The organism is Tepidicaulis marinus, from assembly GCF_000739695.1.
GTDB classification, from domain to species: Bacteria; Pseudomonadota; Alphaproteobacteria; order Parvibaculales; family Parvibaculaceae; genus Tepidicaulis; species Tepidicaulis marinus.
In genome coordinates this window covers 15,413-28,084 of record NZ_BBIO01000008.1, presented here as the reverse complement: position 1 = coordinate 28,084, position 12,672 = coordinate 15,413, and the positions used below count along the sequence as shown (strand labels likewise).

Genomic DNA, 12,672 nt, shown 5'->3' with positions numbered 1-12,672 from the left:
CGCCCTCTACAAAAAGGATCGGACGAGGCTGGAGGTGAGCAAATACCAGCCATCGATCAGAACGAAGAAGAGCACCTTGAAGGGCAGGGAAATCACCACGGGCGGCAGCATCATCATCCCCATGGCCATCAGAACCGTGGCGACCACAAGGTCGATGACAAGGAAGGGAAGGAAGATCAGAAAGCCGATCTCAAAGGCCCGGCGTAGTTCCGAGACGAGAAAGGCGGGAACGAGAACACGTAGATCGACCTGGGCTTCTGTTTCCTCTGCCTCTTCATCGGCGGCGGGAGCGGGAAGCACGCTCGCCTGATCTTCTCGCGAGTCTGCGGGGCGGGATTTTTCATAAATTACCGCCGAGAGCCCATCGAAAAGCGCCAGATCCTTCTCGCGCACATTTCGCAGCATGAATTGGCGGAAGGGTTCGACGATGCGCCCGAAGGCTTGCTCTTCGGTCACCTGGTCGTTGAGAAGCGGATTGAGCCCGTCGCGCCAAGCCTGGTCGAATGTCGGCGCCATCACATAGGCGGTGATAAAGAGCGCGAGGCTTACGATCACCATATTGGGCGGGGATTGCTGCAGCCCGAGCCCGCTGCGCAGGAAAGAAAGCACGATCACGATGCGCGTGAAGCAGGTCACCATGATAAGGAGGCCGGGCGCGATCGACAGAACCGTGAGAATGCCTAAAAATTGAATGATCCGCGCCGTGAGCGGCCCGCTGCGCTCCCCATCCGCCAGCGAGGCGATGTCGAAGTCGGCCGCGCTGGCAGGCCCTGAAAGGGTCAGAAAAAAAACGCCAAGAGCGCAGACGGAAAGAAAAAGCGACCGCCGGGTCATTGCAGCACCAGATGATGAATAGCGAGACGTGAAATTTTTCCCTGTTCATCGACCAGCGCGACGCGCCGCTCCACTTGGCTTTTGAACCGGGCCGCCGCATGGCTGCCCTGCAAATCGCGCCCGTCGAGCCCCCTGAGAAAGAGGATGAGCGCTTCTTCGATATCGCCTTTCATTTGCTGGACGTCGGCAAGGGTGCTTTTGCGGGTTTCGAGGCTAATGCCGATCTGAATGAAGCGGGCTTTTGCGGTATCGCGCAAATTGGTGGTGATGGGGCCGATCTCGAAAATCTGCGTCGGATCGGTTTCTTCAAGTGTCGCGGGCTTTCCATGCGCAAGAATTTCCCAATAGGAAACGGCAAATTCGCCGACATTTTTATCGGTTTCCACGGCCGATGAGGCCATGACCGCGAAAGCCAGAACCGCTCCGAAGAGAATGAAAAGCGGCGGCACTGAATATTTGAGGACAAGGTCGAGGATTTTCTTTCCCGCCTTTTGCGTTCCGCTTTCGGCTTCTACGTTCATCACTTCCGCTTCCCGCTGCCTGCAAACTTAAATCACGCTGAAAACATTGCCCGATAGCTTGGTCATCAACGCAATGACGGTACCTCTCGCCGTATTCGGAATCTTTAAAGAATGGGGATGCAGTGAAGTCGCTTCTGGAAAACCTTCAGGCTCTGGGGACGCGCCGCTTGATCGTGCTGGGCAGCGTCGGCGCTTTGATCGTCATTGGCATTGTGGCGGCATCCATCATGATGTCGCAGTCCTCCATGACCGTTCTTTATTCCAAGCTCTCGCCCGCCGAGACGTCGCGTGTCGGTCAGGCCTTGAAAGAGATCGGCATCGATTTCGACGTGCAGGACGATGGCGGGGCGGTGCTTGTATCGCCCAAGGATGCGCGCAAGGCCCGCATGGCGCTGGCGGAGCGGGGCCTGCCCACCAACAGTTCGGCGGGATGGGAGCTTTTCGACGATGCCGGCGCGCTCGGCCTCACCTCTTTCATGCAGCAGGTTACGAAAACGCGGGCGCTGGAAGGGGAGCTTGCCCGCACCATTCAGACGATGGACGGTGTGCTTGCGGCGCGGGTCCATCTGGTTTTGCCGGAGCGCGATGCGTTCAGCCGCGCGGCATCGGTTCCCAGCGCCTCGGTCTTCGTGCGTATGGGCGATGCCGCCCATATGGCGCGGGAAAAAGCCCTCGCCATTCAGCGCCTCGTCAGTGCCGCGGTACCGGGCCTCGTTCTGAAAAACGTGACCGTTCTGGACAGTTCCGGTGAAGTGCTGGTTGCCGAAGGGGAGGGCAGCGCCAATGCCGCGCGCGGCACCGAATACCGCTCGGAGCTGGAAACGGGAATGAGCGAGTCCATCCGCCGTCTGCTCACGCCTTATCTCGGTCAGGGTAATTTCCGCGTCGCGGTGACGGCGGATATCGATCTCGACCGGGAAGTCATTGCTGAGGAAACTTTCGATCCGGATAGCCGGGTGGAGCGCTCGCGCCGCAATTTCTCCGAAAGCGAGAACGCCACCGATACCAGCACCGAGCCGCCCGTCTCCGTCGCGCAAAATCTGCCCGAAGAGGAAATCAGCAATGGGGCAGGCTCCTCCTCGTCCTCCACCACCGAGCGTTTGGAAGAGACGATCAATTATGAAATCTCTTCCGTGCGCCGTGAGCGGGTAAGCGAAGCGGGTAAAGTGGAACGTCTCAACGTTGCCATTCTCGTCGACGGCGTGCGCGGCGTGGATGACTCGGGCGCGGAGACTTATGAGCCACGCAGCGCCGAAGAGCTGCAGAAAATCGCCACCATCGTGCGCACGGCCGCCGGTTTCGATGCCGCGCGCGGCGATGTCGTGACGGTAGAGAATGTGAAATTCATCGAGCGGGTACAGGATCTTGAGCCGGTGGGCACGCCCACTTTGACGGAAGTCGTCATGCATAATCTGGGTACCGTCATTCAGTCGCTCGTTCTCTTGCTGATTGTCGGGCTGCTTACCGTGTTCGGTCTCAAACCCGTTGTCTCCCGTCTCATGGAAACGAACCGCGAGCGCCGCAAGACGGCACTTGAGACGCTGGAAGGCGAGGCCGCGGGCGAGGAGGGCGCAGCGGCAGCTGCGCTCGGTTTCGAACCTGGCGGCGAAGCCGTTGCCGGCGCGCTTGAAGACCGCAGGGCCCAGGCCGAAGCCCACCTTTCCGGCGGCACCGGCACCGACAAGTTCATGGAAAACATGATCCAGCTGCGCTCGGTCGAAGGCAAGGTGCGCGAGAGTTCCATCGCCAAGCTCGGCGAGATCGTCGACGAATATCCCGAAGAGGCGGTCAATATTCTGCGCGCCTGGGTCTATGAAGAAAGGAGCGCGTGATGGGAATGGCTGCAACGCGCCCTTACGCTTTCGAGCCCCTGGACAAGCCCGCCCGGCTTGCCGTGGTGGAAGAGGCGGAAACGCCGGAGAAGCTGGAAACCCGGCTGAAAGAAGAATTTGCCGCGCAACTGGACGAGGCCCGGGCCGAAGCCTTTGCGCAGGGCAAAAGCGAGGGCGTACGGGAAGGGCGGCTTTTGGCCGAACGGGACAGTTCGATGCAGGCCCGCCAGGTAACGCTCGATCTTCTTAGTGAAATCACCCGCGGCGTCGGCCTGCTGGATGAGGAAACCTGCCGTCTGGAAAAAGAAGCCTTGGGCGCGGTCAAAACCTTTTTCAGCCAGCTCGCCCCCCGCTTGATGGAAGAAACGCTCGCCGCGCGCTGCGAAACGCTGCTTCAAGATGCTTTTTTGCAACTTGCCGACAGCCGGCAATTGCTCATCGGTGTCCATCCTGGTGCGGCGGCCTCGGTCGAGGCGCTGCTGGCGTCGGTTGAGGTGCCGGCGGGCGTCGAGGTTCTGGTGCGCGCGCAAGAAGCGCTGCCTGCCGGCGGTATCGATATCCGCTGGGCTCATGGCGGAGTGAGTTTCGATCCGGCCGCCATTCTGGCGCTGCTGGCGCCGGCGGATGGCGCCGCGCAAAACGACATGGAAACGCGTGAAGAAGGAGAAGCGCGATGAGCGATAAGGAAACCCCTCTCATCCCCGGCACCGAGACGGAAATGGAAGAAAGGGTTGAAGCAGCCCGCAGCCAAGCGCCCGCTCAAAAACAGCCGGCGCGCCAGGCAAGCGAGGCGGAGTTCGATGTCAGCGCCGCCGTTTTCCCGCGCGGCGAGCTTGATGAGCCGGAAGCCGATTCCCGGCGCACGGTCGAACAGAACCTTGCCGTTGTCATGGGTGTGCCGGTGAAAATGCAGGTTGTCCTGGGGGCCGCAACCATGCCGGTGGCCAGCCTTTTGAAACTGGGGCGCGGCGCCATTGTCGAGCTCGATCACAAAGTCGGCGAGCCCGTCGCCATCATGATCAACGACCGGGTGATTGCGCGCGGCGAAGTGGTGGTGGTCGATGAGGACCGTTTCGGGGTGACGCTCACCGATATCGTGGCGGACCCTTTCACCGGCGGCGCGGCCAAGCACTGATGAGCGAGGGCTTTGAGATGGATGAGACCACGCAAAGGCCGGACCCGGCAGGCGCTGCCTGGGCGGAAGGGCAGGCGGAGGAAAGCAGTCTGGCCGGTGCCGTGATGGGAGCGAAGCGGCTGCAAGCCTCCGAAGCGCTGAGCAAGCTCACCGATTCCGCCGGGCTGCACGAGCGCTTGCCGATGATGGACGTCATCGTGGACCGGCTGGTGCGGCTGCTGACGACGGGCCTGCGCCAGTTCACCTCTCATAGCGCGCGCATCAATGTCGCCGATTATTCCATTCACCGGTTCGGCGATGTCTTGCAGTCTCTGCCCGACAGGTCGCTGATCAATGTGGCCATTGCCGAGCCATGGGACAATAAGCTGCTTATCACAGCCGATTCCGACATGGTTTACGCTTTTGTCGATGTGTTGCTGGGCAGCCCCAAATCCGCGCGGATGTTCGACCCCAGCCGTTCTTATACCTCCATCGAGCGCCGCCTGGCGGGCCGGGTTCTCGATCTTGTGGCGGACAATCTGGCCAGCGCATTCGAACCCATTTCCAAAGTCAGCTTCAAAAGCGAGCGGCTGGAGGTCAACCAGGAATTCGTGGTGATTTGCCGGGAAAGCAATCCCACGGTCTTGATCGATCTGCAGGTGGATTTCGAATGCGGCGGCGGCAAGGTGCGCATCGCGCTGCCTTACGTGACCCTCGAGCCGGTGCGCAAAAAACTGGTGCAGATGTTTACCAGTGAGAAATTCGGCCGGGACCCCGCCTGGGAGCGCCACTTCCATAGCGAGGTGCAGCGCACGGAGCTTGCGATCACCGGCGTGCTGCACGAGCGCACCGTCACGCTGGGCGAAGTGGCCGGCTGGAAACCCGGCATGACGATTTCCTTGCCGATTTCCGTGCGCAAGCCCGCCGCCCGTCTCGTGTGCAACGGTGTGCCTCTTTACGAAGGGGAGATGGGCCAATCCGGCGGCTCGCTCGCCATCAAAGTGGACGAAGCAACCAATCTGGAGCAGGAGTTTCTCGATGCTCTCTTATCTGATTAATATCGCGCTGCTTTGCGCGCTCCTGGCGTGTACGACCTATATGTATTTCGTCAACCAGCGTCTGCGCCTTTTGCGCAGCGGCCAGGACAATATCGGCCCGATGATCGAGAAATTCGCCAAGATCACGGGAGACATGACGGAAAGTCTGAGCACGCTTAAATCCGATGCCGTAGCGACCGCCCGGCAGTTGGAGGAAATCGTCTCCCACGCCCATGCCCTCAACGGCAAGATCGAAGAGACGTTGAAAGAGGCCAAGACGATCGAGCTGCGTCTTGCCGCCGCCAACGCGCTGCATCCGGCAGCCGGCAGAAAACCGGACGATGAGAAAAGCATCGAAGGATTGACCGAGCTTCTCAAGGCCTTCGAGGATGAAGTGTCGCGCCGTCCGGCAGGCGCGCCGCAGGGCCCGCCCATAAGGGCCGAAAATGTGAAGGAAGCGCCTATGCGCCCGCGTAGCGTGCGTGCCCTCCATATGGATATGGACGGTCCGGAGGCGCACGCGCCGGAAAGCGGGAAAAAAGAAACCGGGAAAGACATCAAACGCTGGAAACCGGCTTTCGCCAGCAAAAAGAATTTGATGAATGAGGCGATCGACCTCTTTTACAAAGCGCCGGGAGAAACCTGATGCGTATCCTGCCCATCGCACTGGCCGCGGCCTTTCTTGCCTTGCCCATGCAAATGGAAATCGTGGTGCAGGAAAGCGCGGCGATGGCCAAAGGAGTTGGCGCGGCCGGCTTCGGGGATCATCCGCGCCCCTGGGCTGACGATCTGTTGAACGGCGCGCGCGAAAAATCGCCCCCAGCCGCCCGGCATGCTGAAGAAACCGTAAAACCTGAACAGTTAGAAGAAGCGGCGGCAGGGCCGGGCGCTCATGAAAATGCCATCTTGCCTTCTATGGAGCAGGAAAACTGCCAATTGAGCGATGCCGCGCTCACGGCGCGCCTGGCGCGGCTCAAGGCGGCGGAGCGCAGGTTGCAGAAACAGCTTGCCGGTCTCACCGCGTTGCAAGGGGCAATTGAAGCGCTGCTTGTGCAGCAAACGGAGGCGGAGAAGCAGGACCTTCAACAGCTTGTTAATCTGTACCGGAATATGAAACCTATAGAGGCTGCCGGTATCCTGGGCGATATGGAATTGCCTATCGTGGTTTCCGTTGTGCTGGCCATGAAGGAGCGTGAGGCCGCTCCCATCCTGGCGCAGATGCCCAAAGCGGCGGCTCAGGATGTGACGCGAGAAATTGCGCGGCGCCGAAGCCTTGAGCGGCTCGATGTCAGCCAGCTTTGAGGGGCCGCAGAATAATGAGGGATTTCATGCGATTTGGCCGGAACAGACCCACCTTGACGCTGATTACGGATGGGGAGCGGCGCGTCTATCCTGACGAGGCGCAGCATTCGGCTAATGATGTTTTGATGTCACGCCTGCTCAGCGCCGTTATGGAAGAGGCGATGAAGGATATCTTTTCCGTGGATCTGGCGCATTTCGTCGGCGAGCTGCGCAACGGGTATAAAGATATCCTCATGGACATCGTCAAGGATTGCCTCAGTTCCTCGCCTTATGGCGCCTATGTCAATTTCTCGGGCAAAGGCACCTTCGAACTGGATTGGAACACGGTGCCCGCCGTGCGCCTTGAATTCGTCTGGGCCGGTCCCTTCTACGAGGTTATCTTCGAGGTGGAGCGGCGCGGCAACGAGATGCAGTGCTATTTCGGCGAGGTGCGCCCGCAAGGCGGCCAGTCGGCGGTCAAGGCAACGAAGCATTTCATCGAAGAGCTCCAGACGGGCCTCCAGAAAAATATTATCTAAGCGGCGAGGCCGGTAAACCGGCACAAAAAAGCGCTGCCCTAAAGGCAGCGCTTTTCGTTTGAGGGAAAGCCGTGTCCGGCGGAAATCAGAAATTCGCGGCGACCGCCTCGCTCTGAAGAGGCGCGGGGCGCACCAGGGTGATTTCCTCCGGCGCTTCGAGTTTGTAGCCGCGCCCGTAAACCGTCTCGATATAAGAGGCCCCATCCGTATAACTGGCGAGCTTCTTGCGCAGCTTGCAGATATAGACATCGACAACTTTGTCGAAAGGCTGCGTATCGCGCATGCCGTATACAGCGTCGTAAATCGTTTCCTTGGCCACCACACGTCCGACGCGCAGCGCCAGCTGGGTGAAAATCGTATGTTCGCGGTGGCTGAGTTTGACCCGCTCTCCCCGGATTTCCGGATCGCGGCCATCCAGATAGGCGGTGATTTCGCCGATCTCGATGGAGGTGGTGGGATGGCCATGGGCCCGGCGGATAACCGCGTGGATACGCTCGATCACTTCACCGGCATTAACCGGTTTGACCATCACATCGTCCGCCCCGGCGTTCAAAAGCGCAATGGAAAGCGCGCTGTTCTTGTGATCGATCAGCGCCACGACGGGCACCTCGCAGCCCAGCTTGCGCAGCAGCCGGATCGTTTCTTCCATGTCCTGGGTCTCGCCGATCAGCGCACCCTGATAATTGTTCAGATCCGCGGCGAATGCATCGGTAATATCGTCAAGCCCGTACTCTTCGATCGTGGAAATGTCCGCCCGCTCTTTTGCAAAGACGCGCTCCAAGGCGGCTGCCACGCCGGCATTCTTTTCTAGAAGTGCCAGGTTCGTTTTCTTGCGCTTGTTGCCCATTGTGCCCTCGATAAGTGATGCAAAGTTCACTGGCTCTCTCTCCGTCCTTGAGAGACCGGCCTTAGAAAACTCCGCAGTGTTGACTCACTGTTTCGTGACCAATAAGAGGCACCGCCTGTAAAGGGCTGCTTAATTCATTCGTTGCATTTCGTCTTAGATTTCAAAACTTCATGTGTTTTTCATCTTCCGCATGATTTCGACGGGCTTTGTCTGAAAACTTTTTTCAACTCTTATGAAAATTCCGATTTGAAATCTTCGGGAACGGCAAAAGAGCGCCATCCTTTTAAGCCAGTTTAAACAGCGCCGCCTAGCGTGAGGCTCAACGACACTTTGGCGGTTGTGAGCAATGAAAAAGAAATCCCTTCCCGTGCGCCTTGCGCTTCTGGCCTTTTTGGGTGCGGCGCTGACCGGGGCGGCCATGGGCGAAGCGGCGGCCAGCCGGATCAAGGACATCGTGCGCGTGGAAGGCGTGCGCAAGAACATGCTGGTCGGCTACGGGCTCGTCGTCGGGCTCAACGGTTCGGGGGACAGGTTGCGCAACATTCCTTTCACCGAACAGAGCCTGACAAGCATGCTCAAGCGCATGGGCGTCAATGTGCGCGATGAGGAACTGAAGACGAAGAACGTCGCCGCCGTCATGGTGACGGCCGAGCTGCCTCCATTTTCCCGTCAAGGCGCCTTGATCGACGTGTCGGTGTCCACATTGGGCGATGCGACGAGCCTTGCGGGCGGCGCGCTGCTTGTCACCCCGCTCATGGGCGTGGATGGCAATGTCTATGCGGTGGCTCAGGGTCCCGTCGCCATTTCCGGCTATAGCGCGGACGGTGATGCGCAGTCCGTGACGAAAGGCATTCCCACACGCGCGCGCATTACGAATGGCGCGATTGTGGAGCGGGAATTGCCCGAGCAGCTCGATCAGCTGGAGATCGTCCGGCTGAACCTGCGCAATCCCGATTTCACGACGGCGATCCGCATTGCCGACACGGTGAACCGCCGCTTCGGCGCGCCGCTTGCCGATCCGCTCGACCTCAATAATGTGGAAATCCGCGTGCCGGCGAAATATCGCGGCCAGGTCGCCCGGTTCATCCATGACATTGAAGGACTGGATGTGCGCCCTGATGCGGTCGCCAAGGTCGTGATCGACGAAAAATCCGGCACGATCGTGATCGGCGCCGATGTGCATATCAGCAAAGTCGCGATCACCCATGGAAATTTGACCGTGCGTGTCACCGAGACGCCCCAGGTCTCCCAACCCTCGCCTTTCGCCGAAGTGGGAGAGACGGCGGTCGTGCCTCGCACCGATATCGAGATCGAGGAAGGCAAGAAAGGTTTTGAAGTTGTCGGCGGCACGACGACGCTGGAATCGCTTGTCTCCGGCCTCAACCGGCTCGGCATGTCGCCGGGCGATGTCATCTCGATCCTTCAGGCGATCAAGGCGAGCGGCGCGCTGCAGGCGGAAATCGAGGTGATCTGATGAGTGTCCTGCCTCCCACAGGGCCGGTCCCGCCCGGCGGTTTTGCCGAGCTTCTGGAGCGCCCCTTTCTGGAGCGGCGCGCGGAAAAAGCTGTGCCCCCGCCGCTGGAGACGTTCGCCGGATTGCAGCGCTACAGAAAAAGCGCGCCTTCGCCTTCGCTGACGGCCTCTTTTACAAGCGAGGCACCCCGCGCGCGGGTGCTGGGGGGTACGGGGCACGATCCGGCCGACCCGGCCTGGAAAGCGGCGAAGGAATTCGAAGCGCTCATGCTCTCTGAAATGTTCACCCACATGTTTTCCGGCATCAAAAGCGACGGGCTTTTCGGCGGCGGACATGCGGAAGAAACCTACCGCACCTTCCTCATGCAGTCTTACGGGGAAAGCGTGGCGGAAAACGGCGGCATCGGGCTTGCCGAAGCCGTTTACAGGGATATTGCCCGCACCTATGGCATGGCTGGCACAGGAGAGGATCAAACATCATGACGGGCGAGAGCGGTTTGAAACATCATATCCAGGACTTCGAGGCGCCGCCGGTTGAGGCGGCCATGCGGCCGGAAGGAGAAAAGCCGGAAGAAGAAGACCCGAACGCCGCCTACCGTCAGGAGCTTATGGCGCGCGCTCATGCGCATCTGCGCGAGCTTGGCGATGTCTTGAAAGCCGAGAACGAGGCGGTGCTGAAACTCGATACGCCTGCCCTCGAACGTTTTGCAGATATCAAGGAAAGCCTCTTCATCCGGCTTTCCGCGCTGGAAGAGGCGGCAGGCGCGCAGAACGTGGTGTTGATGGGCGGCGGGGGCGCTCTTGAAGAAGAAATCAGAGCGCTGACCGCGGATGTGCAAAAAAGCGCCGAAGAAAATCTCCGCCTGCTCAAGGATCTGGGCTCGGCGGTGCAGAAGGTTGCCGCGCTCCATGTCCGGGCCGTGGAAAACGTGAATAGCGAAGGGCTCTATAGCGCCGCCGGCCGCAACTTGCGCGCCGCCGAGCTTTCTCCCGCCGGTATGAAGCTCGAGCTTTAAACGCCCCCTTTATTCAATCTCAGACAACGAAAAAGGCGCCCGGTTTCCAGGGCGCCTTTTTAATGGGGGATATAGAAGGTTCAGAAGATACGCATATCCGCCGTCACATCGAGTTCCTGGCCCGTTTCCAGCACCAGCCGCGTTGCGCCGCCTTCCTGCACCACTTCGGTGATCGCGTGGTTCATGAAGGTTTGGCCGGGGATAAGATCGCCGTCCCCATTGCGCGCCTCGATCTCGACCGTATAAAGCCCGTCTTCCTGATCGATGCCGTTATCGTCCTTACCGTCCCAGGCAATGCTCTGGCCTTCGCCTTCATAAACGAAGCTTTGCTCGCGGATGACATCGCCGCCCGCATTCTTCACCCGGTAAACCGCCTCGCTCGGCGTTTCATCGAGGCGCAGGCGGAACTCCGCGCTGCCGTCTTCCAGCTTCATGCGGTAGTTTTCGGTTTCCACCGACCGGCCGATCATGCTGGCCCCTGCCTGGGAAGAAAGGGAAGAAAGCATGGTGGAAAGATTGTCCAGCCGCTCGTTCATCTGCACGGACTGTTCCACTTGCGAGAATTGCGCAAGCTGGGTGACGAACTGCGTCGCATCCAAGGGGGCGAGCGGGTCCTGGTTTTTCATCTGCGCCGTCATCAGCTTCAAGAAAGACTGATAATCGGTCGTCGTCTGGGGTACCTGGGTCATGTCCTGTCCTGCCGGTTGATCCTTGGGTGGATTAAAGGCGCAAATCGATCCCGCCGTTTAAGGAAAGCAATTGAGGGCTCTCCTCGCTTGCGGCATCGCCGAATGCGCTATGAAGGGAAAAGGCCTGACGGGACGCGCCGGGCTCTCTTTCATCGCCCTGCGCGCCGCGCTCGGAAAAGGAAAGATCGGCGCTGCCGCGCTCGAAGCCCGCATCGGCAAGCGCCCGTTCCAGATCGCGCTGGTTCTGCTGCAATTGCTGCAAGGTTTCCGGCCGCTCGGCGGCGACGACGATTTTGAGGCGCCCGTTCTGCATTTCAAGCGTCACATCGATGGAGCCAAGCTCTTCAGGGAAGAGCTGCAATGTCAGCTTGTCCTGCCCATGGCGCACCGCCTGAATAAGCCCGTCGGCAAGCTGCTGGGCGGGGCGGGGCGTATGGGCCGTGCCCGCCTGAGCGGGAGAAAGCTGGGCCAGGCGCTGCGCCGCCTCACCTGCCGTGCTTGCGCTGGGGGAGGGGCTTTGCACGCTCTCGCCCGCGCTGCCTGCACGGGGCTCGGCGAAAAGGGAAACGGCGGCAGGCTGGTTCTGCGGCGCGCTGGCGGGCGCAGGCCCTGCCGGCGTCTTGCCTGGGCTCGATAATTCTTTTGCCGCATTCTGCGCATCTTCCTTGGCGCTGGCCTCGCCTGCCGCAAGAGCATTTCCGCCTTTTGCGGTTTGCGCATTGCCGGTGCCTTCTTTCTTGTCATTTGCGCGGGCGCCGGCTTCCTTGGCGCCGTGAAGCGGCGCGGCGGGGAGTTTCGCCTCACGGGCAGGCGCCTGCGCGTTCTCCGCTTTGCCTTCAGCACTGGCGAAGGAGGATGTCCAGGCATCCGCCGCCCGGGCGGTGTTGGCGGAGCTTTGCAGGCTGCCTGCCGGGGCAGGGCCCGGATTTTTTGCCTGCGCAGCTCCCGCGCCGGGGGCGGCGGGAAGGGGCGCCGTCTCGGAGGCGGCTTTCCCTTTCCCTGAAGGCGTGGGGGACGTGTTCTTTTTGGCGCTCTCGCCCAGCACTGCTTGTGCGTTATTGGCCGCGTTTGCGGTTTGCGTGACGGCTTTTTCAGGTTTTGCTGTCTCGCCGACGGTTTCGCCTGCTGCCTTCCCTTGGGCTGCTTCCGATCGTGGTTTGCGCTCATCGGCGGTGCGCTTTTCCGCTTGCCCTGCAGGTGGTGTTTCTTTAGCGCGCGCCGGGGCTTCGTTTACCTGTTCGGGTTTCGGCGCGGCACGCTCCTGCGTTTCCGCCGCACGCCGGTCGAGATAGGCCGAAAAACTTTCACCCGTATCTTCCTCGCTTTTCTCCTTGGCCGCAGGCGCACTGCGCGGCGCACGCGTCTCAGGCGCGTAAGAGGGGGAAGCGGGAAATGTAAGCCGGCTGTCTGCGGACATGGTCAAAGCCTTTCCTTGATGGGCTAAGGCTAGAAGCCAATCTCTAAACTGGGGTTTCGGTTTTGCCGCCCT

The 12,672-nt window shown here is 60.3% G+C and carries 15 protein-coding genes; 10 read left to right on the top strand and 5 right to left on the bottom strand.

All coding sequences use genetic code 11. The annotated features are described in order from the left end of the window. Positions 1 to 6: 6 nt before the first annotated feature. On the bottom strand, positions 7 to 834 hold the full coding sequence (locus tag M2A_RS08785; protein ID WP_045445991.1) for a flagellar type III secretion system pore protein FliP: 828 nt from the start codon (positions 832 to 834) through the stop codon (positions 7 to 9). Further along, on the bottom strand, positions 831 to 1,355 hold the full coding sequence (locus tag M2A_RS08780) for a flagellar basal body-associated FliL family protein (RefSeq protein ID WP_045445989.1): 525 nt from the start codon (positions 1,353 to 1,355) through the stop codon (positions 831 to 833). The genes M2A_RS08785 and M2A_RS08780 overlap by 4 nt, the downstream gene beginning before the upstream one ends. Before the next feature lie 122 nt (positions 1,356 to 1,477). Here M2A_RS08780 and fliF point away from each other — a divergent pair, with 122 nt between their 5' ends. Genes fliF through M2A_RS08745 form a run of 7 tightly spaced genes read left to right on the top strand, consistent with a single transcriptional unit; the run spans position 1,478 to position 7,158 of the window. Further along, the gene (gene fliF, locus M2A_RS08775) at positions 1,478 to 3,187 is read left to right on the top strand and encodes a flagellar basal-body MS-ring/collar protein FliF (RefSeq protein WP_045445986.1); all 1,710 of its coding nucleotides are present in this window, start codon (positions 1,478 to 1,480) and stop codon (positions 3,185 to 3,187) included. A 5-nt stretch (positions 3,188 to 3,192) separates the two neighbouring features. After that, complete coding sequence (locus M2A_RS08770; RefSeq protein WP_045445983.1) at positions 3,193 to 3,864, top strand: FliH/SctL family protein; 672 nt, start codon at positions 3,193 to 3,195, stop codon at positions 3,862 to 3,864. A 41-nt stretch (positions 3,865 to 3,905) separates the two neighbouring features. Further along, on the top strand, positions 3,906 to 4,322 hold the full coding sequence (gene fliN, locus M2A_RS08765) for a flagellar motor switch protein FliN (protein WP_081875526.1): 417 nt from the start codon (positions 3,906 to 3,908) through the stop codon (positions 4,320 to 4,322). Then, complete coding sequence (locus M2A_RS08760; RefSeq protein ID WP_052379343.1) at positions 4,322 to 5,359, top strand: FliM/FliN family flagellar motor switch protein; 1,038 nt, start codon at positions 4,322 to 4,324, stop codon at positions 5,357 to 5,359. Before fliN ends, M2A_RS08760 begins: the two co-directional genes overlap by 1 nt. Beyond that, positions 5,340 to 5,984, top strand: a complete 645-nt coding sequence (locus tag M2A_RS08755) for a DUF6468 domain-containing protein (RefSeq protein ID WP_045445980.1) — start codon at positions 5,340 to 5,342, stop codon at positions 5,982 to 5,984. Before M2A_RS08760 ends, M2A_RS08755 begins: the two co-directional genes overlap by 20 nt. Continuing rightward, positions 5,984 to 6,640 carry a MotE family protein gene (locus M2A_RS17340; RefSeq protein ID WP_052379342.1) on the top strand — a complete coding sequence of 219 codons (657 nt, stop codon included), beginning with the start codon at positions 5,984 to 5,986 and terminating at the stop codon, positions 6,638 to 6,640. The genes M2A_RS08755 and M2A_RS17340 overlap by 1 nt, the downstream gene beginning before the upstream one ends. Before the next feature lie 26 nt (positions 6,641 to 6,666). Beyond that, entirely contained in the window at positions 6,667 to 7,158 is a 492-nt protein-coding gene (locus M2A_RS08745; RefSeq protein ID WP_156101711.1) for a BspJ family T4SS effector nucleomodulin, read from the top strand. A gap of 85 nt (positions 7,159 to 7,243) precedes the next feature. Here the strand turns inward: M2A_RS08745 and M2A_RS08740 are convergent, their stop codons facing one another. Continuing rightward, the gene (locus M2A_RS08740) at positions 7,244 to 8,035 is read right to left on the bottom strand and encodes a response regulator transcription factor (protein ID WP_147446329.1); all 792 of its coding nucleotides are present in this window, start codon (positions 8,033 to 8,035) and stop codon (positions 7,244 to 7,246) included. A 316-nt stretch (positions 8,036 to 8,351) separates the two neighbouring features. Between M2A_RS08740 and M2A_RS08735 the strand changes: the two genes are divergently transcribed. Genes M2A_RS08735 through M2A_RS08725 form a run of 3 tightly spaced genes read left to right on the top strand, consistent with a single transcriptional unit; the run spans position 8,352 to position 10,494 of the window. Further along, on the top strand, positions 8,352 to 9,479 hold the full coding sequence (locus tag M2A_RS08735; protein ID WP_045445973.1) for a flagellar basal body P-ring protein FlgI: 1,128 nt from the start codon (positions 8,352 to 8,354) through the stop codon (positions 9,477 to 9,479). Then, the gene (locus tag M2A_RS17335; RefSeq protein WP_052379340.1) at positions 9,479 to 9,961 is read left to right on the top strand and encodes a rod-binding protein; all 483 of its coding nucleotides are present in this window, start codon (positions 9,479 to 9,481) and stop codon (positions 9,959 to 9,961) included. The genes M2A_RS08735 and M2A_RS17335 overlap by 1 nt, the downstream gene beginning before the upstream one ends. Then, positions 9,958 to 10,494: a flagellar protein FlgN gene (locus tag M2A_RS08725; protein ID WP_045445970.1), complete on the top strand. Its 537-nt coding sequence runs from the start codon at positions 9,958 to 9,960 to the stop codon at positions 10,492 to 10,494. Before M2A_RS17335 ends, M2A_RS08725 begins: the two co-directional genes overlap by 4 nt. An 80-nt stretch (positions 10,495 to 10,574) precedes the next feature. Here M2A_RS08725 and M2A_RS08720 read toward each other — a convergent pair whose 3' ends face one another. Both M2A_RS08720 and M2A_RS08715 read right to left on the bottom strand, forming a co-directional pair. Next, a complete protein-coding gene (locus M2A_RS08720; protein ID WP_052379339.1) occupies positions 10,575 to 11,183 on the bottom strand; it encodes a flagellar hook assembly protein FlgD in 609 nt (202 codons plus the stop codon). Between the two features lie 31 nt (positions 11,184 to 11,214). Then, a complete protein-coding gene (locus M2A_RS08715) occupies positions 11,215 to 12,600 on the bottom strand; it encodes a flagellar hook-length control protein FliK (RefSeq protein WP_045445967.1) in 1,386 nt (461 codons plus the stop codon). Positions 12,601 to 12,672 lie beyond the last annotated feature (72 nt).

Coding starts and splice junctions, on each gene's coding strand:
- M2A_RS17340 (WP_052379342.1), top strand. CDS start 5,984: ATGCGTATCCTGCCCATCGCACTGGCCGCGGCCTTTCTTGCCTTGCCC.
- M2A_RS08760 (WP_052379343.1), top strand. CDS start 4,322: ATGAGCGAGGGCTTTGAGATGGATGAGACCACGCAAAGGCCGGACCCG.
- M2A_RS08780 (WP_045445989.1), bottom strand. CDS start 1,355: ATGAACGTAGAAGCCGAAAGCGGAACGCAAAAGGCGGGAAAGAAAATC.
- M2A_RS08735 (WP_045445973.1), top strand. CDS start 8,352: ATGAAAAAGAAATCCCTTCCCGTGCGCCTTGCGCTTCTGGCCTTTTTG.
- M2A_RS08720 (WP_052379339.1), bottom strand. CDS start 11,183: ATGACCCAGGTACCCCAGACGACGACCGATTATCAGTCTTTCTTGAAG.
- M2A_RS17335 (WP_052379340.1), top strand. CDS start 9,479: ATGAGTGTCCTGCCTCCCACAGGGCCGGTCCCGCCCGGCGGTTTTGCC.
- M2A_RS08755 (WP_045445980.1), top strand. CDS start 5,340: ATGCTCTCTTATCTGATTAATATCGCGCTGCTTTGCGCGCTCCTGGCG.
- M2A_RS08785 (WP_045445991.1), bottom strand. CDS start 834: ATGACCCGGCGGTCGCTTTTTCTTTCCGTCTGCGCTCTTGGCGTTTTT.
- fliN (WP_081875526.1), top strand. CDS start 3,906: ATGGAAGAAAGGGTTGAAGCAGCCCGCAGCCAAGCGCCCGCTCAAAAA.
- M2A_RS08770 (WP_045445983.1), top strand. CDS start 3,193: ATGGCTGCAACGCGCCCTTACGCTTTCGAGCCCCTGGACAAGCCCGCC.
- M2A_RS08715 (WP_045445967.1), bottom strand. CDS start 12,600: ATGTCCGCAGACAGCCGGCTTACATTTCCCGCTTCCCCCTCTTACGCG.
- M2A_RS08725 (WP_045445970.1), top strand. CDS start 9,958: ATGACGGGCGAGAGCGGTTTGAAACATCATATCCAGGACTTCGAGGCG.
- M2A_RS08745 (WP_156101711.1), top strand. CDS start 6,667: ATGCGATTTGGCCGGAACAGACCCACCTTGACGCTGATTACGGATGGG.